The sequence below is a fragment of the Arthrobacter sp. P1_B9 genome, from assembly GCF_056406495.1.
On sequence record NZ_JBFUAA010000005.1, the window covers coordinates 114392 to 132280 of the forward strand.

Annotated in this window: 17 protein-coding genes; 5 read left to right on the plus strand and 12 right to left on the minus strand. The window is 68.1% G+C overall.

All coding sequences use genetic code 11. The annotated features are described in order from the left end of the window. Nucleotides 1-103: 103 nt before the first annotated feature. The 12 genes from AC1D1A_RS09315 to AC1D1A_RS09370 all read right to left on the minus strand — a co-directional run bounded on the left by AC1D1A_RS09315 (nt 104) and on the right by AC1D1A_RS09370 (nt 14698). Nucleotides 104-745 carry a LutC/YkgG family protein gene (locus AC1D1A_RS09315; RefSeq protein ID WP_476947599.1) on the minus strand — a complete coding sequence of 214 codons (642 nt, stop codon included), beginning with the start codon at nt 743-745 and terminating at the stop codon, nt 104-106. Then, complete coding sequence (locus tag AC1D1A_RS09320) at nt 742-2334, minus strand: LutB/LldF family L-lactate oxidation iron-sulfur protein (protein WP_476947600.1); 1593 nt, start codon at nt 2332-2334, stop codon at nt 742-744. The genes AC1D1A_RS09315 and AC1D1A_RS09320 overlap by 4 nt, the downstream gene beginning before the upstream one ends. After that, the gene (locus tag AC1D1A_RS09325) at nt 2331-3134 is read right to left on the minus strand and encodes a (Fe-S)-binding protein (RefSeq protein WP_476947601.1); all 804 of its coding nucleotides are present in this window, start codon (nt 3132-3134) and stop codon (nt 2331-2333) included. Before AC1D1A_RS09325 ends, AC1D1A_RS09320 begins: the two co-directional genes overlap by 4 nt. After that, nucleotides 3131-4648: a rhamnulokinase gene (locus AC1D1A_RS09330; RefSeq protein ID WP_476947602.1), complete on the minus strand. Its 1518-nt coding sequence runs from the start codon at nt 4646-4648 to the stop codon at nt 3131-3133. Before AC1D1A_RS09330 ends, AC1D1A_RS09325 begins: the two co-directional genes overlap by 4 nt. Before the next feature lie 11 nt (nt 4649-4659). Then, nucleotides 4660-6699, minus strand: a complete 2040-nt coding sequence (locus AC1D1A_RS09335) for a bifunctional aldolase/short-chain dehydrogenase (RefSeq protein ID WP_476850643.1) — start codon at nt 6697-6699, stop codon at nt 4660-4662. A 5-nt stretch (nt 6700-6704) separates the two neighbouring features. Next, complete coding sequence (gene rhaI, locus AC1D1A_RS09340) at nt 6705-7883, minus strand: L-rhamnose isomerase (protein WP_476850644.1); 1179 nt, start codon at nt 7881-7883, stop codon at nt 6705-6707. Then, nucleotides 7880-8263, minus strand: a complete 384-nt coding sequence (locus tag AC1D1A_RS09345) for an L-rhamnose mutarotase (RefSeq protein WP_223914439.1) — start codon at nt 8261-8263, stop codon at nt 7880-7882. Before AC1D1A_RS09345 ends, rhaI begins: the two co-directional genes overlap by 4 nt. Next, nucleotides 8260-9708, minus strand: coding sequence for an arabinose isomerase (locus tag AC1D1A_RS09350; protein ID WP_476850646.1), 1449 nt, complete (start codon nt 9706-9708; stop codon nt 8260-8262). Before AC1D1A_RS09350 ends, AC1D1A_RS09345 begins: the two co-directional genes overlap by 4 nt. A gap of 185 nt (nt 9709-9893) precedes the next feature. Further along, nucleotides 9894-10961 (minus strand): rhamnose ABC transporter substrate-binding protein, encoded by a 1068-nt coding sequence (gene rhaS / locus AC1D1A_RS09355; RefSeq protein ID WP_476947603.1) that lies wholly within the window; start codon nt 10959-10961, stop codon nt 9894-9896. A 74-nt stretch (nt 10962-11035) separates the two neighbouring features. Then, on the minus strand, nt 11036-12118 hold the full coding sequence (locus tag AC1D1A_RS09360; protein WP_476860444.1) for an ABC transporter permease: 1083 nt from the start codon (nt 12116-12118) through the stop codon (nt 11036-11038). Further along, entirely contained in the window at nt 12111-13157 is a 1047-nt protein-coding gene (locus AC1D1A_RS09365) for an ABC transporter permease (RefSeq protein ID WP_476857786.1), read from the minus strand. Before AC1D1A_RS09365 ends, AC1D1A_RS09360 begins: the two co-directional genes overlap by 8 nt. Beyond that, on the minus strand, nt 13154-14698 hold the full coding sequence (locus AC1D1A_RS09370) for a sugar ABC transporter ATP-binding protein (RefSeq protein ID WP_476860445.1): 1545 nt from the start codon (nt 14696-14698) through the stop codon (nt 13154-13156). The genes AC1D1A_RS09365 and AC1D1A_RS09370 overlap by 4 nt, the downstream gene beginning before the upstream one ends. 259 nt (nt 14699-14957) lie before the next feature. Between AC1D1A_RS09370 and AC1D1A_RS09375 the strand changes: the two genes are divergently transcribed. The 5 genes from AC1D1A_RS09375 to AC1D1A_RS09395 all read left to right on the plus strand — a co-directional run bounded on the left by AC1D1A_RS09375 (nt 14958) and on the right by AC1D1A_RS09395 (nt 17881). Beyond that, nucleotides 14958-15968, plus strand: a complete 1011-nt coding sequence (locus AC1D1A_RS09375; RefSeq protein WP_476947604.1) for a LacI family DNA-binding transcriptional regulator — start codon at nt 14958-14960, stop codon at nt 15966-15968. A gap of 12 nt (nt 15969-15980) precedes the next feature. Further along, entirely contained in the window at nt 15981-16568 is a 588-nt protein-coding gene (locus tag AC1D1A_RS09380; protein ID WP_476860446.1) for an SRPBCC family protein, read from the plus strand. A gap of 171 nt (nt 16569-16739) precedes the next feature. After that, nucleotides 16740-16985 carry a hypothetical protein gene (locus AC1D1A_RS09385; protein WP_028277167.1) on the plus strand — a complete coding sequence of 82 codons (246 nt, stop codon included), beginning with the start codon at nt 16740-16742 and terminating at the stop codon, nt 16983-16985. Beyond that, entirely contained in the window at nt 16972-17106 is a 135-nt protein-coding gene (locus AC1D1A_RS09390; protein WP_275450882.1) for a hypothetical protein, read from the plus strand. Before AC1D1A_RS09385 ends, AC1D1A_RS09390 begins: the two co-directional genes overlap by 14 nt. A 142-nt stretch (nt 17107-17248) precedes the next feature. Next, nucleotides 17249-17881, plus strand: coding sequence for a DUF4232 domain-containing protein (locus AC1D1A_RS09395; RefSeq protein WP_476860101.1), 633 nt, complete (start codon nt 17249-17251; stop codon nt 17879-17881). The last annotated feature ends 8 nt before the right edge of the window (nt 17882-17889 follow it).

The window sequence follows — 17889 nt, forward strand, 5'->3', positions numbered from 1 at the left end:
TTCCTCTGAGTGATCGGGGCAAACGACTTTCCGGGGCCATCACCGCAAACCAGGAGGCCCCGCTTCCCTTGCGGTGGCAGGGAAGCGGGCCCCGGTCTCCCGCCTACCCGCGAACGATCACGACGTCCAGGGTCCGCGGGCCGTGGACGCCTTCGACGCGTTCGAGTTCGATGTCGCTGGTGGCGCTGGGGCCGCTGATCCAGGTCTGCGGGCGGGTGCCGTCGAGCCGGCGGAGGGCCTCCGGCAGGATGGCGGTAATGTCCCCGGCCCGGACGATGCAGATGTGCCGGTCCGGGACGAGGCTGATGACCCGGCGCCCCTGGTCCGGTGCGGCATCGAGGATGATGGTGCCGGTTTCGGCGACGGCGACGGCGCTGCCGGTGACGACGGCGTCAATCCCGTCGAGCTCCTCGACGCTGAGCCGCTGCCCGGGGGCGTCCGTGACGCGGCGGCCGGAGCCGCCGTCGTGAGCGTCCGCCTCCGAGAACAGCGCCTGGTCCAGACCGTGTGGCACAGCGTAGCGGCCGGTGCCCTCGAGGAGCGCGGCGAGCCGCTGTGGCACCGCGGCGGCTTCCTCGATGAAGACATTCGCCTTGTAGTCGAGGAGCCGGTCCGTCAGCAGCTCGATGAGCTCTTCTCCGCCCAGCCCGGAGGAGCGCCGGTAGTCGCGGGGCACCTCCGGTATCGCCGGGGCGTCCCGAAGGGCGGAGCGGATCCGGTCGAGTATTTCTGCGCGTGCGTTCACGGGTTCTCCTCTGTTCCGGCTGATCCCGGGCCAGGGGACTTCGGCCCGGGGGCGTCGGTGCCGGCAGCCGGGGCTGCCCCTGCACCGGGTCCGGCGGCGCGGTGTTCCTTGTCCCACCACTGCCGGAAGGACTGTGCGGGCGGTGCGGGGATGTCCCGGCTTTGGGTCCAGCCGGCGGCGATGCCGGGCAGTTTGGTGATTTTCCGGTCCGGGCCGGCGGCGATCCGGCCCAGCGGGAGCGCCTTCTCCACGAGGCCGAGATTCTTTCCGGAGGACAGTGCCCAGGAGGCCGCCTTCATCCCCAGGTCCATCTGGCTCGGCAGGCGCTCCCTCCCACGCTTCCCGCGCTTGCCGCGTTTGCTGTCCACGTCCTCGCCGCGCAGGTGCACCAGGATGTCCGGGATGTTGATCTTCACCGGGCAGGCGTCGTAGCAGGCGCCGCACAGGGACGAGGCGTAGGGCAGGGAGTTGTTCTCCTCGGCCGTGATCCCGGTCAGCAGCGGCGACAGGATCGCGCCGATCGGGCCCGGGTAGGTGGATCCGTAGGCGTGCCCGCCGGTGCGTTCGTAGACGGGGCACACGTTCATGCAGGCGCTGCAGCGGATGCAGTGCAGCGCGGAGCGGCCCATTTCGTCGGCCAGGGCGGCGCTGCGCCCGTTATCCAGCAGGACCAGATGGACGTTCTGCGGCCCGTCATCGGGCGTGACGCCGGTCCACAGCGAGGTGTAGGGGTTCATCCGCTCGCCCGTTGAGGACCGCGGGAGCAGCTGCATGAACACTTCGAGGTCCTCCCAGCCCGGCAGCAGCTTTTCGACGCCCATGACGGTGATGAGCGTTTCTGGCAGCGTCAAGCACATGCGCCCGTTGCCTTCGGATTCGACGACGGCGAGGGTCCCGGAGTCTGCGAGGGCGAAGTTCGCGCCGGACACGGCCACCTTGGCGCTGAGGAACTTGCGCCGCAGGTGTGCCCGGGCGGCCGCGGCGAGGCGGGCCGGCTCGTTGGTGAGCTCGGGATCCACCCCCTCCATTTCGCGCAGGAAGATGTCCCGGACCTGGCTGCGGTTCTTGTGGATGGCCGGGACCAGGATGTGGCTGGGCTTGTCGTGGTCCAGCTGGACGATGAGCTCGGCGAGGTCGGTCTCGTAAGCCGCGATGCCCTGTTCTTCGAGGTATTCGTTGAGGCCGATTTCCTGCGTGGCCATGGACTTGACCTTGACCACCTCGTCGGCGCCCTGGTCCCGGATGAGGGCGGCGACAATGCTGTTGGCTTCGCCGGCGTCGCGGGCCCAGTGGATGGTCCCGCCTCTTGCGGTGAAGTTCGCCTCGAACTCTTCGAGCAGTTCCGGCAGCCGGGCCATGACGGATTCCTTGATCGCCCGGCCCGCCTCGCGCAGCTCCTCCCAGTCGGGGAGTTCGGACACGACGGCCAGCCGCTTGTCCCGGATGGTCCGGGTGGCGTGGCCGAGGTTGGCCCGCAGCTGGGTGTTGCCGAGTTCGCGGCGGGCGGCTTTCGGGAAGGGCTCGTGTTCGTGCAGGTTGCCGATGCCGAAGACCGGCAGGGACGGCATCCCCAGGAATGTGCCGCTCATCGTGCGGTCCTTCCGGTGGTGAGGCGGACGTCGCCGGAGACGGCGGCGGGATTCTCGAGGGTGCTGGCCAGGATCTCGGCGAAGTGCATCGTGGTGACGCCGCTGCCCTGCCGGGACAGTCCGCCGCCGATGTGCATCAGACAGGACGCGTCGCCGCCGGCGCAAAGTTCCGCGCCCGTGCCGCAGATGTTGGCGGTCTTGTCCGCCAGCATCGCCGAGGAGACGTCCGCGTTCTTCATCGAGAAGGTGCCGCCGAAGCCGCAGCACTGGTCGGCCTCGGGCAGTTCGGCCAGTTCGATGCCGCCGACCGAGCGCAACAGGTCCAGTTGGCGGTCGCCGAGCCGGAGCAGGCGCATGCCGTGGCAGCTGGGGTGGTAGGTGATCCGGTGCGGGAAGTACGAGCCCAGCTGCGCCGCTGCGTCGGTGACGCCCAGGACATCCACCAGGAGCTGGGAGAGCTCGTAGGTTTTGACTCCGACGGCGGCGGCCCGGGCTTCCAGCCCGGCGTCCCCGCAGCGGCGGGCGACCATGGGGTGCTGGTGCTTCACCGAGGCGACACACGAACCGGAAGGTGCGACGGCGACGTCGTACTCATCTTCTTCGAAGGCCTTCACATGGTTGGCGACGACGGGCAGCGCTTCCTTGAGGTAGCCGCTGTTGACGTGCATCTGCCCGCAGCAGGCCTGGCCGGCCGGAAAGATGACCTCGTGGCCGAGGCGTTCCAGGATGGACACCGTGGCGCGGGCCGTGGCCGGGTACATGGCGTCAACGATGCACGTGGCGAAAAGCGCGATCCTCACTGGGCACCTCCGCTGGGGACGACACTCTGGTGTGCGGCCCGGGCTGAGGGCACGTACTCCGCCGGGTGCTGGGAGGCACGCACCACGGCGCGCAGCTCCCCCAGCCCGCCGCTGAGCACGCCGGCGGCGCGGGCCTGGACCAGGACGTTGCCCAGGGCCGTGGCTTCCACGGGTCCGGCGATCACGCGTTTGCCGGTGGCGTCGGCGGTGAGCTGGCACAGGAGCCGGTTCTGGGATCCGCCGCCCACAATGTGCACGACGCCGGCCCGGACGTCCGCGAGCCGTTCGGCGTCGGCGATGGTCCGGGCGTAGCCGGCGGCAAGGCTGTCCAGGATGCACCGCACGATGTGCGCGGGATGCTCCGGCAAGACAGCGCCGGTGTTCCGGACCGCGCCCCGGATCCGTTCGGGCATGTTGTCCGGAGCGATGAAACAGGGGTCGTCGGCGTTGATGACCGGTCCGCCGGGCGGAAGAGTCGCTGCCGCGTCGAGCAGTTCCTCGAGCCCGGGCCGGTAGCCTTCGGCGGCCCAGGTGCGCTGGCATTCGCTGAGCAGCCAGAGGCCGCCGACGTTGCGCAGGTAGCGGATGGTGCCGTCCACGCCGCGTTCGTTGGTGAAGTTCGCGGTCCGGCTGGCCTCGGTCAGGACCGGGTGGGACAGTTCGACGCCGACCAGAGACCACGTGCCGGAGGAGACGTAGGCGAAATCGCGGCGGTCCGCGGGCACGGCGGCGACGGCGGAGGCCGTGTCGTGCGAGCCCACGGCCACCACAGCGGTGCTTTCGGGCAGGCCAGTCCGTTCCGCGATCTCCGGCAGCAGGGTGCCGACGGTCTCCCCGGGCTGGACCAGCGGCGGGAACAGTCCCGCCGGCAGGCCTAGGGCGGCCAGGAACTCCGTGGCCCACTCCCCCGCGACGGCGTCGAAGAGCCCGGTGGTGGAGGCGTTGGTGGCCTCAGTGCGGCGCTGGCCGGTGAGCAGGAACCCGATGAGGTCCGGGATGAGCAGCGCCTGCAGCCCCTCCAGCGCCGGCTCCGTGGCGAGCTGGTAGATCGTGTTGAACGGCAGAAACTGCAGCCCGGTGGTGGCGTAGAGCCGGGCCGGATCGAGTTTTTCGTGGACCCGGGAGATGGCGGCACGGGACCGGTCGTCGCGGTAGCTGAACGGCGCCGCGACCAGTTCACCGGCGTCGTTGACCAGCCCGTAGTCCACGGCCCAGGTGTCGATCCCGATGCTGGCGATGCTCTCGCCGCGGGCCGCGGCCGCCGTGGCGGCGGCCGCGAGCCCCGCGAGGACCTCGGCGAACAGCGCGTCGAAGTCCCAGCGGAGGCCGCCGTCGAGCTCCTTGACCCCGTTGGGGAACCGGTGCACGGTCTCCAGCTCGGCCCTCGCCCCACCGGGGCTGCCCGCGACCCGGCCCAGGATGACCCGGCCCGAGGACGCACCGATGTCGATAGCGACAAAGGAACTGCCGGCAAACCGGCCGCCGTCGGTATCCGCTGGTGGCACCGCGTTCATCGCAGGAAGGCTCATCGCAGGAAGGCCGCGGCCACGCCGGCGTCCACGGGGATGTGGAGCCCCGTGGTGTGGGAGAGCTCGCTGCCGGTGAGCACGGCGGCGGCGTTGGCCACGTTTTCGGGCAGCACTTCGCGCTTGAGCAGGGTGCGCTGGGCGTAGTACTTGCCCAGTTCCTCTTCCTGCACGCCGTAGACGGCGGCGCGCTTGGCGCCCCAGCCGCCGGCGAAGATCCCGGAGCCTCGGACCACGCCGTCGGGGTTGATGCCGTTGACCCGGATCCCGTACTCGCCCAGTTCCGCGGCGAGGAGCCTGACCTGGTGGGCCTGGTCTGCCTTGGTGGCGGAGTAGGCGATGTTGTTCGGGCCGGCGAACACGGAGTTCTTGGAGGAGATGTAGATGATGTCCCCGCCCATCTCCTGGCCGATCATCACCTGCGCGGTCGCCTTGGCCACCAGGAACGAGCCCTTGGCCATGACGTTGTGCTGGAGGTCCCAGTCCTTTTCCGTGGTTTCCAGCAGCGGCTTGGAGATGGAGAGCCCCGCGTTGTTGACCACCAGGTCCAGTCCGCCGAAGGCCAGGACGGCTTCCTGGATGGCGGCGGCGATCTGGGCTTCGTCGGTGACGTCGGCCTGGACCCCGATGGCGACGTCGGCGCCGCCGAGTTCCGCGGCCACGGCCCGGGCGTTGTCCAGGTTCAGGTCAGCGATGACCACGCACGCGCCGTCGGCGGCGAAGCGGGTGGCGATCGCCTTGCCGATGCCCGACGCCGCCCCGGTCACCAGTGCGATCCGGCCAACATGGGATTTCGGCTTGGGCATCCGGGCCAGTTTGGCTTCCTCCAGGGCCCAGTATTCGATCCGGAACTTCTCGGCTTCCTCGATCGGGGCATAGGTGGAGACGGCTTCGGCGCCGCGCATGACGTTGATGGCGTTGAGGTAGAACTCCCCCGCCACCCGGGCGGTCTGCTTGTTCGCGCCGAAGGAGAACATGCCCACGCCGGGCACCAGCACAATCGCCGGGTCCGCGCCGCGCAGGGCGGGGCTGTCCGGGGTCGCGTGCCGGTCGTAATACCCCTGGTAGTCCTCGCGGTAGGCGGCGTGGAGTTCCTTCAGCCGGGCCACAGAGTCTTCAACCGGGGCGTCGGCGGGCAGGTCCAGGACCAGCGGCTTGACCTTGGTGCGCAGGAAGTGGTCCGGGCAGGACGTGCCCAGGGCCCCGAGCCGCGGGTGTTCGGCGGCTTCGAGGAACGCCAGGACGGCGGGGTCGTCGCTGAAGTGCCCCAGTTGCGGCTTGTCGGTGGAGGCGAGTCCGCGGATCACGGGGGCCAGGGCGGCGGCCTTCGCGCGGCGCTCGGTTTCCGGGAGGGCGGCGTAGCCAGGCAGCTTGGGACCGAACGGTTCGTTCTTGCCGTGGTCCTTGATGTACTGCTCGGCCTGCTCAATGATCCACAGCGAGTTGGCTTCGGCTTCCTCGCTGGTGGCGCCCCAGGCGGTGATGCCGTGGCCGCCCAGGATGGTTCCGACGGCCTGCGGGTTGGCGTCCTTGATCGCGGCGATGTCCAGGCCGAGCTGGAAGCCGGGGCGCCGCCACGGCACCCACGCCACTTTCTCGCCGAAGATCTCCTTGGTCAGGGCCTCGCCGTCGGCGGCCGTGGCGATGGCGATCCCGGAGTCCGGGTGCAGGTGGTCCACGTGGGCGGCGTCGACCAGGCCGTGCATGGCGGTGTCGATCGAGGGGGCGGCGCCGCCCTTGCCGTGCAGGCAGTAATCGAACGCGGCCACCACGTCGTCTTCACGCTCGACGCCGGGGTAAACGTTCTTGAGCGCCTGCAGCCGGTCCAGCCGCAGCACGGCAAGGCCCTCGGCCTTCAGCGTGCCCAGATCCCCGCCGGAGCCCTTGACCCACAGGAGCTCGACGTCCTCGCCGGTCACGGGGTCCTTTTCGGTGCCCTTGGCGGAGGTGTTGCCGCCGGCGAAGTTGGTGTTCCGCTTGTCCGCGCCGAGGCGGTTCGAACGGGAGATCAGTTCTTCGACAGTCTTGTTCTCAGTCATAACTCTTAAGCGCCCCATCCGGCCTGGTGGCCGCCGACGCGGTCCTCGTTGATCTTCTTCTGGTAACCGCTGGCCTTGAAGGCGGCCATCGGGTCCGCGGGCAGGCCGCGGGATTCACGCCACTGCGCCAGCGCGGGGCGGACATCGGTGTAAAAGGCATCGTTGAAGATGCCGTTGGCGGCCAGGACGTCGCCGCTGCGCTGGGCCTCGGCCAGCGCATCGGTGTCGATCAGCAGGGCGCGGGCGGTCATTTCCTGGACATTGAGCACGGACCGGATCTGGCCAGGGATCTTTTCCTCCAGGTTGTGGCACTGGTCCAGCATGAGGGCGACGGCTGAGTTCTCTCCTGGGGACTTACCGAACCCGCCGCCGCGGATGACCTCGTGCATGATGCGGAAGAGCTGGAAGGGATCCGCCGCACCGACGATCAGGTCATCGTCAGCGTAGAAGCGGGAGTTGAAGTCGAAGGAGCCGAGCTTGCCCAGGCGCAGCAGCTGCATGACGATGAACTCGATGTTGGTGCCGGGGGCGTGGTGGCCGGTGTCGAGGCAGACAAAGGCTTTCTCGCCCAGGGCCAGGGTCTGGGCGTAGGAAGTACCCCAGTCCGGAACGTCGGTGTGGTAGAAAGCCGGCTCGAAGAACTTGTACTCCAGCACCAGGCGCTGCTCGTCGCCCAGGGCCGCGTAGATTTCCTGCAGCGACTCGGCCAGGCGGTCCTGCCGGCCGCGCATGTCGTCCTGGCCCGGGTAGTTGGTGCCGTCCGCGAGCCAGATCTTCAGATCCCGCGAGCCCGTGGCGTTCATGATCTCCAGGCACTCGAGGTGGTGGTCGATCGCGCGGCGGCGCACCGCAGGGTTCGAGGAGGTCAGGGAACCAAACTTGTACTCGTCGTCCTGGAAGGTGTTGGAGTTGATGGTGCCGAGTCCCACGCCGAGCTCCGCCGCGAACTCCTTCAGGGCCGCGTAATCATCCACCTTGTCCCAGGGGATGTGCAGCGCCACGGTGGGCGCGAGTCCGGTGAGTTCGTGGACCTTCGCGGCGTCGGCCAGCTTCTCGTGGACCGTGCGCGGGGTGCCGGGAGTGCCGAACACCTTGAAGCGGGTGCCGGAGTTGCCGTAGGCCCAGGACGGGACCTCGATGGCGAGTTCCCCGAGGCGGCCCAGGGCCGTTTCTGTGGTGTTCATGGTTGTTCCTTCTGCGGTTGGTGGTTGTCCCCGGCGGCGTTTGCTGCGGACAACTGGTCCTCGAGATTGAAGATTTCGGTGAGCTGGAGGAAGCCTTGGTCCGGCGCTCCGGCGAGGTCGTCGAAGAAGCCGGCCATGTCGGCCTGCCAGTGGGCGTTGACGTCAGTGGCTGCCATCCGGGCCTGGGCTTCGGTCAGGCTGTCCGTTTCGAAGTAGCCGATAAGTAGCCCGTCGGGCCGGAGGAAGAGTGAGTAGTTGTTCCAGCCCGAGGCCTTCAGGGCCCGGAGCATCTCCGGCCAGACGGCGGCGTGCCGGCGGGTGTATTCCCCGATCAGCGCGGGCTTGACCTGGAGCTGGAAGCAGACGCGTTGCGTGCTCATGAGAGCACCACGTGGCGGTGTTCGATGCCCAGCAGGGATGCGGCGGCCTTGATGTCGGCGGCGCGGTGGCCGACGCACAGGGCCCAGTGGTGGCCGATTCCGGTCTGGCTCCAGACGTCCACCCAGAGCCCGGGGTCCCCGCCGAAGTCCACCCGGGAGGTCGTGTTGCCGATCTGCAGGAGCGGGCCGGGAACCACCTCGCCCTCGGAGGTGACGAACACGTAGCTTCCGTCCGGGTCCTGGCCGAGGCCGAAGGTCGTGACGGGGCCGTGGCGAACATCGAATTCGACCGAGACGCCCCAGCCGCGTTTGCCGTGGTAGATGCCGAGTCCGCGCAGGAGCGGGTCCTGGGCGGACACGGCCAGGTGGGCCGGGCCGTCGTGTCCCATTTCGACCACGTTGTCGAGGAAGTTCAGGGCCTGGATCTCGGTAAATGATCCCCCGGCGCCGATCGCCTGGGCCGCCAGCATGGCGATGGAGGTCCGCAGCTCGAACTCGCCGGCCATCGGGATGCCCCGGGCCGTCAGGATGGAGGAGCCCAGGATCATCCCGGCGCCGAGCCGTTCGTGCTGTTCGCCGGCCAGTCCGCGGTGATAGTAGGCCACGGAGTCCAGGTCAAAGTCCTCCACAAGGCGGTCCAGGCCGACGGACACCTTGGCGCCCCACGCGAAGTCGTCGTCGTTCACGGAGTCATCCACAACGAAAAGTTCGCGGGCGAGCCCGAGCCGTTCGGTCACCTCCGCCTCCGTGACGGCGTTGACCCGTTCGCGGAGGTCATCGAATTCGAGCACCTCCACGTGGGAGCCGAAGGTGGTGGACACGGTGGTGAGGTCGGTGGCGACATCCAGCATGCCCGGATAGAGGTGGCCCATGAGCCCGTGCCGGGCATTGCGGAGCCGGGCGCGGACGCCGGCGGCGTGGACCCACGCGGTGATCCGCTCCCAGGCGGACTCCTGCTTAAGGTGCCCCGAGACTGAGCGGAAGTCGATCCCGGCCCGGCGGAAGACGTTGGCGACCTCCGGCACCGGGCACTGGCCGCAGTAGGCCAGCCACTTGCCGGTGTCAAAGTTGGCGTGGTCCATCGCTTCGGTTGGCTGCAGGTCGATCACCAGGACGGGGGTCTTCGCGCGCTGGGCGATGGGCAGGACCATGGAGGATGTCAGGTACGTGGTGAGGAAGATGACGATGAGGTCGCAGTCGGCGACGCGGAGCTTTTCGCCGGCCGCGGCGGCCTCCTGCGCGTCGGAGATGAAGCCGGTGTCGACGACGTCGGCGTCGAGCTCCTGGAAGCGGCCGGTGACGTACCGGACGGACTCCCGCAGCTGCGGCAGCAGCTCCGGGAACTGGGGCCAGTAGGCGCCGAGACCGCCGGAGACCAGCCCGATGCGGGTGGGGCGGCGCCGGTGCGGTTGCAGCAGCCGGTCTGCCGGTTGTTTCTGGTTCATGTGGGGGCCTTCCGGCATGAAAAGGGGGATCTGGGGCTCCGGAACGTGGTTTCCGGGCACGGCTGTGGAGTTGACGCCGTGGGCCCGGTGCTGCGGCACCGGTGAAGTGGAACGGAGTGAAGTGGTGAGGTGCCGGGCGGGCTGTCGGCGGCCCGCCCGGCCGCTCGGGATGGGTCAGGAACGGATCAGAAGTTGTACTTGTCGATGTTCTCGGCGTTGAAGACCGTCGGCGGGCCGACGATCACCAGGCCGCCCTTTTCGACCTTGCGTTCGCCCAGTTCGCCGGCGGTGAAGGTATCCCCTTCGGCGCCGGTGATCTTGCCGTCCTTGAGGGCCTTGCCGGCGAACGCCGCCACGTAGCCGAGCTGTGCCGGATCCCAGAGGGCGAACTCCTTGACGGTGCCGTCCTTCACGAAGGGCCGCATTTCATTCGGCAGTCCGAGCCCGGTCAGGGCAACCTTGCCCTTGTAGGCGGACGTTGAGAGGTACCGGGCGGTGGCGGCGATGCCCACTGTGGTGGGCGAGATGATGCCCTTCAGGTTCGGGTGGGCCTGCATGAGGCCCTGGGCTTCCTGGAAGGACTTGGTGTCGTTGTCATCGCCGTAGACCTTGGCCACAAGCTTGATGTCCTTGTACGCGGGGTTGGAGGCGAGCTCCTCCTCCATGTACTTGATCCACTCGTTCTGGTTGGTGGCGTTGGCGGTGGCGGACAGGATGGCGATCTCGCCGCTGCCGCCGATCTGCTCGGAAATCAGCTTGGTCTGGATCAAGGCAACGTCCTTGGCGACGACCTGGCTGATGAAGATGTCGCGGCAGTCGGGATTGGTATCCGAGTCGAACGCGACGATCTTGGCGCCGGCGGAACGGGCTTCGCCGAGGGCGGTGCAGACGGCGTCGGGGTCATTGGCGGCAATCGCGATGACGTTCGTGCCGGCCTGAGTCTCGGCGTTGATGAACGAAACCTGGCTGGAGGCGGAGGCTTCCAGCGGTCCGACGACCTGCGAGGAGGCGAATCCTGCCTCAGTGGCGCCCTTCTTGCCGCCGCCCAGAACAACGTCCGTGTACGGGTTGTTCAGCTGCTTGGGGATGAAGGTGATCTTCTGGTCCCCGCCCCCTGCCGAGGGGCTGCTGGTGTCGGTCGAGGATGCAGAGCCGCTGTTGCAGGCTGTCAGCGCCAGTGCGGCCACGGCGGTGATGACCACCATGCTTCCCAGTCGGCCGGTCCGGCCCTTGTTCTTGCGGTTCAACATCATTGTTCTTCCCTTTTCCTTCGTGCGGTCGGTACAGCCGGTCCCAGGCGGGCGCGGTTTGTTGTGGTGTGCAGATTTCAGGTGGCCTTGCGGGTGAAACTTCGGCGGACGCGGCGGGTGTGCCGCCATTGCCTGATGGCGGAGCCGATGCTCGGCGCCACCACTGAGAGGATCAGCAGCAGTCCGGTCACCGTGATGAGGACGACGTCGGACACCCGGGCCAGGCGGAGGGCGTAGTTGAGCGTGCCGATCAGCAGGACGCCGGCGATGACGCCGGGGATGGAGCCCTTGCCGCCGAAGATCGACACGCCGCCGAGCAGGACGGCGGCGATGACGGCCAGTTCCAGGCCGGAGGCGTTGTCGCTGCGGGCGCTTGTGTAGCGCAGCGTCCAGTAGATGCCGGCGAGAGCCGAAACGGCGCCGGACCCGACGTAGAGCCAGAACTTGCTGCGGGCGACGTTGATCCCGACGAAGCTGGCGGCTTCCTTGCTGTAGCCCATCGCATAGAGGCCGCGTCCGAACGGTGTGAAGTGCAGCAGCACGCCGAAGAAGACCATCACCACCACGACGCCGATCATCACCGTGGGGATGCCGGTACCGCCGATTTTGGAGGTGAAGAAGGCGGTCAGCGCCTTGGGGAAGTTGGCCACGGCGTTGTCGCCGATGATGACCAGGGCCAGGCCGCGGAACAACGCCAGGGTGCCGATGGTGACCGCCAGGGAGGGCAGTCCGAGGACCGCGATCAGGAAGCCGTTGAACATGCCGGCGGCAATTCCTGCCAGCAGGCTGATTGCCAGGGCCAGCCAGATGTCCGTCCCGCCGGCCCAGAGGACGCCCATCAGGGCGCTGGTCAGGCCGGCGGTGCTGGCCACGGACAGGTCGATTTCGCCCGTGATGATGATCAGCGTCATCGGCATGGCAATCAGCAGGACCGGGATCACGTCCAGGAGCAGGAAGCCGGTGGTGACCGGCGAGGCGAAGCGCGGGATGGCGATGGCGGCGTAGATCAGGAAAGCAATCAGGGCGTAGATGGTGACCGCGTCACGGCCCATCAGGATCCGCGCGGCCCCGGTCCGGCCCTTCGGTTCGCTGGCCAGCGGCTTGGTGTTGTCAGCCACGGGAGCCGGCGCCGTGCTGGTGGTGGACGTGGTTTCAGACATTGCGAGCCTCGCTAATCCGCAGTTTCTTGGCTGTGCGCAGGCTGGCCACGCGGTCGATGATGATGGCGGTGAGGATCAGCACGCCGACGATCGCCTGCTGCCAGAACTTGTCCACCCGCAGGGCGGTCAGGGAGCTGGTTATGGTGGTCAGGAGGACGGCGCCGAGCGCGGCCCCGGTCACCGATCCGCTGCCGCCGAAGATGGCCACACCACCGACGACGGCGGCCGCCACTACGGTCAGTTCCATCCCGGTGCCGGTGGTGGCGCCGACGGAGTTGAAGCGGCTGGCGTAAAGCACACCGGCCAGGCCGGCGAGCGCGCCGTTGGCCAGGAACGCGAGGAACACGCGCTTGGAGACCTTGATGCCGAAGGCGGTGGCCGCGTCCGGGTCCGAGCCGATGGCGTAAAGGTCACGGCCCGGGCGGGTGCCGGACATGTAGATGGCGACGGCGATTACGACGACGATGGCCAGCAGCGTGATGACGGGGAACCCCAGAAAGGTGTTCACCGAGAGGGCGCCAAACTCCTCCGGACGGTCGCCGGCGAAGTACTGCTTGCCGCCGGCCCAGGCGTTGTTCAGGCCGCGGTACACGTAGAGCGTCCCGAGGGTGATGACCAGGGCGGGTACTTTGGCGAGGGTGACCAGTGCGCCGTTGACGGCGCCCAGCAGCGCCCCGAAGGCCATGCCGATCACAAAGACTGCGATGATCGGCACGTCGGGCATGGCCGAGAAAAGGGAGCCGGTGCCGAAGGCGACCAGCCCCAGCATGGAGCCGACGGAAAGGTCGATGTTCCTGGTGATGATCAGCAGGGTTTGCCCCACCGCCAGAATCATGATGATCGTGGCGTTGAGCAGCAGGTCCTTCACGCCCTGCGCGGTGAGGAACAGCGGGTTGATCAGGTAGGTGACGAGTACCAGCAGTGCCAGCGCGACCAGCACGGGGAGTTCGCGCATCCGCAGCAGCGAGGCGACGGCGCCCCGGGCTCCGGCGTCGGGTGCCGGCGTCGTTGCGTTCTTGTGGTCCAGAGCTGAGCTCACAGGGTTCCTCCTGCGGAAGACGTGGCGGCGTGCATGACCGATTCGGGGTTCGCATCGGCACGGTCGAGTTCGGCGGTGATCCGGCCTTCGCGCATGACCAGGACGCGGTCCGCCATGCCGAGGACCTCGGGCAGTTCGGAGGAGATCATCAGGATCGCGATCCCGCGCCCGGCGAGGTCCGATATGAGCCGGTGGACCTCGCTCTTGGTGCCGACGTCGATGCCGCGGGTGGGCTCGTCGATGATCAGCAGCCGCGGGTCCGTGGCCAGCCACTTGGCGAGCACCACCTTTTGCTGGTTGCCGCCGGAGAGCGTGGAGACGGCGTACTCCTGCGAGCCGGTCTTGACCTGGAGCCGTTTGCTCCATTCCTGGGCCGCGCGCCGCTCCGCGCCCCCGTTGATCAGGCCCGCCGTCGTGTACTTGTTGCGCAGCGTGAGCGTGACGTTCCGGGCCACGGACAGGTCCATCACGAGGCCCTGCTTGCGGCGGTCCTCCGGCACGAAGCCCATGCCGGCGGTGATGGCCATCTGGGGATTCCTCGGCCTGAGCTTGCGTCCGTCGAAGGTGATATCGCCGGCGTCGTAGGGGTCGATTCCGAATACGGCACGGGCCACCTCTGTGCGGCCGGCGCCGACGAGGCCGGCCAAGGCAACGATTTCCCCGGCGCGGACCTCGAAGCTGATATCGCGGAACACCCCGGCGCGGCTGAGGCCGTCCACTTTCAGGACCACGTCGCCGATCTCGGCAGGGGTCTTGGGGAACAGGGCGCCAATGTCGCGGCCCACCATCTCGCGAACGATCTGCTCGACGGTGACGTCGGCCGTGCGGTGGGTGGAGATGTACCGGCCGTCCCGCATCACGGTGATGCGGTCGCACAGGTCAAAGACTTCGTCGAAACGGTGCGAAATGAAGAGGATGCCGGTCCCGCGGTCCCGGAGGCTCCGGGCCACGGCGAACAGCCGTTCCACCTCGACGCCGCTGAGGGCTGCCGTGGGCTCGTCCATCACCAGGACTTTGGCGTCCAGCGAAATGGCCTTGGCGATTTCAATGATCTGCTGGTCCGCGATGGACAGGCCTTCGGCGATGCGGGTCGGGTCGATCGGAACGCCGAGCCGCTCGAACAGCTTGCGCGCCTCCCTGACCATGGTCGCTTTGCTGATGAGCCCGAAGCGGCCCTTGGGCTGGCGGCCGATGAAAATGTTCTCCGCGACGCTCAGGTCCGGGAAGAGCGTGGGTTCCTGGTAGATGACCGAGATTCCGGCGTCCTTGCTCTCGGCAACATTGCGGAACTGGACGCTCTGGCCTGCCACCTGGAAGTCGCCGGAATCGGGGTGGTGCAGGCCTGCGAGGATTTTCACCAGCGTGGACTTGCCGGCGCCGTTCTCGCCGACGAGTGCGTGGATTTCGCCAGCCTCGATGTGGATGGTGCCGTCGGCCAGGGCGACCACCGGGCCGAAGGTCTTGGCTGCGTGGGAAAGCGAGAGGACCGGAACCTGCTCCCCCTCAGCGGGGCCGGACCGGGAACTGTGTGTCTGCTGCATAAAATTGACCGCACCTTTGGGGCTTAGTGAACTGTGCCTAGTGAACACGCAATGAATCGTTTCATAACGAGTTGTGATTTGAATCATAAGGTCTTCAAATCAACACGTCAACTGACGTCAGGCATTCGTGATGCGGCTTTTGATTCGTTTCAATGAAAGGGTTCAAAGTGGACCCCGGACGGGTATCCTGAAGTGACTATTTTGCGTACGCGCCGCCTGGCCCCAGGGGCTGCGGCGTCCACCTTCAGGAGCACAGGAAATGGTTTCAGCGAGCGTCAAGGACGTCGCGGCACTGGCCGGCGTCTCGGTGGGGACGGTCTCCAATGTGCTGAACCGGCCGCAGAAGGTTTCCGCGGAAGTTACCCTGAGGGTCCAGTCCGCCATCGACAAGCTCGGCTTCGTCCGGAACGACGCCGCGCGCCAGTTGCGCGCGGGCATGAGCCACAGCATCGGCCTGGTGGTCCTGGACGCTGCCAACCCCTTCTTCTCGGATCTGGCCCGGGGCGCGGAGGACCGCGCCGCCGCGGAGAACTTCACCGTCCTCGTCGGCAACAGCAACGAGGACGTGGGCCGGGAATCCGCGTATCTGGACCTCTTTGAGCAGCAGCGCGTGCGGGGCGTGCTGCTGTCCCCGGTAGGAAATGTGATTCCCCGGTTGGAGCAGCTCCGGCGCCGGGGCATCCCTACAGTGCTCGTGGACCGGCAGACAGAGAACACGAGCTTCTCCTCCGTGGCCGTGGACGACCTGGCGGGCGGGGAGATGGCTGCGGCCCACCTATTGTCGCTGGGCAGGCGGCGGATCGCGTTTATCGGCGGCCCGGCAAGCATCCGGCAGGTAGCGGACCGTTTGGCGGGGGCGGGGAAGGCCATCGACGCCGTTGCGGGTGCAACGCTGGAGGTCATCGCCACGGAATCCCTGACCGTGCTTTCGGGCAGGGCGGCCGGCGAGTCCATCCAGGCCCGGCCCGAAGCCGAACGCCCGGATGCGATCTTTGCAGCCAACGACCTGCTTGCCGTGGGTGCCCTGCAGGGCCTGATGCTCATGGGCGGCGTCAAGGTGCCGCAGGAGATAGCCCTGATCGGCTACGACGACATAGAGTTCGCCGCCGCCGCCGTCGTGCCGCTGTCCTCCATCCGGCAGCCCAGCGCCCTCATCGGCTCCACCGCGCTGGAACTGTTGCTCCGGGAGGCGGCATCGGAGGACGGCTTTGCACCCACCCAGGTGGTCTTTCCGCCCGAATTGATAGTGAGGGCATCCACGCAGGGCTGAAAGGAGGCCCCGATGGGCAGCACAGATTATGAGTTCAGGACCGTCTGGCGCGTGGCGGGCACGCCGGAGGAGGTCGCGGCCGTCCTGGGCGACGCCACGGCCATGCCGCGCTGGTGGCCTTCCGTCTATCTCAGCGTCGAGCCCGTGGCCGGCGGCCCGGAGCCCGGGCCCGGAATGCACAGACCTGTACGCCTCTACACGAAGGGCTGGCTGCCCTATACGCTCCGCTGGACCCTCACGGTTACAGAGCCCGTCACGGCCCGCGGCTTCGCCCTCACCGCGGCAGGCGATCTGAACGGCACCGGCCGCTGGACCTTCGAGCCGGACGGGCCGGAAACGGTCATCACCTACGACTGGCGCGTCAGTACCGCGAAGCCCCTGCTGCGGCGGCTGAGCTGGCTGCTGAAGCCGGCCTTCGCCGCCAACCACCGCTGGGCGATGGCCCGCGGCCAGGAGAGCCTCGCCCTGGAGCTGCGCCGGCGCCGCGCGGCAGCGGGGGGCACCTCGGGGCGCACGGCGGCCGGGCCAGCGGCTGTCCCGCCGCCCCCTCCGCCCACCTTTGCCTGGCTGACCCGCCGAGCCGCGCGCACGGACACGTAGACGGCCGCCTAGCGTCCGGAGTTCTGCCCGGGCTCTTGCCCTGAACTTCCGGCCCTGGACTTGTGCACAACAGTAGGTCAGTGTCTCATTCACTTGACCATTGAGGCGGGAGGCCATTCCACGGTTAGCTGGGTCACATCCTCGTTTCCCCGTGACCGTTCAGGACTCCTCATGACCTTGCAGAAAAACCGGCCTTCCGGCAGCGCCGCCCATTGGGACGATGTCGAGATCGGCGACGCCGTCCACCTCCACCGTGGCGGCCGCCTTGAGCACGCGGGCCTGGTCGATAACCGCACGCCCGACGGCGACGTCGTATGGGTGCTCTCCGACGGCGGGCACCGTCAGCTGTTCCACGTTGCCGACGGCTTTGAACTGAGCGTGGCAGACCCCGAAGGAGCCGGCCATGCTGGCAACTGACCGGCCAACGGCCCTGGCACGGCAGCCGGAAATCCTGTCCGGGTCCGCGGCCGGGACGGACCCCTGGGCCGCTTCCTGCCCCGACGACTGCCACTACTGCTCGGGGCCCGAGACCGACTAGGGCAGCTGCTCGCCGGCTGCGGAATAGAGCACGCGGCGCAGTTGACCTCGGCCGATGCCGGGAAATCACAATCCGGACATCAATCGGGCTCCGTCGCAGTGGCATCGTTGACTAAGGCAACGGCGGGGATAATGGTTGAGCCATGAGGTCTCAGCGAATGAAGCACGCACTGGTTGTGACAACGGCTGCCGCGGCGGCCCTCCTATTCAGCGGCTGCGGGGGCAGCTCGACGCAGGCCCAGTCGGCCACGTCCCCGCCCAGCCCGTCTGCCACGGAGACCAGCCAGCCGCCCGCGACGTCCGCCGCCGCGCCGGAATCCTCTGCGGCCGCCGCACCGTCCACCGCCAAGGGCGGCCCCCAGCTGTGCAAGGCCGCAAGCCTGACCGGCACCACCGACGCCACGGGCGGCGGCGCGGCCGGCAGCATCTACATGCAGCTGATCCTGACCAACTCCGGCACCGAACCGTGCCTGCTGAAGGGCTTCGCGGGCGTCTCCCTCACAGCAGGGGCCGACGGTGAGCCGATCGGCGCCGCCGCTACCCGCGACGACTCGGGCCCGGTCACCGACGTCACGCTTGCCCCGGGCAAGGCCGGCACAGCCACCCTGCGCTACACCCAGGCCGCCAACTACCCGGACTGCACCAAGACACCGGCGGCAGGATTCCGGGTCTACCCGCCCAACGACACCGCGTCGCTGTTCATTCCGCAGCAACTGGACGCCTGCACCAACACGGAGATCAACCTGCTGACCATCGGTGCCTTCCAGCCCAAGTAACACCCGTC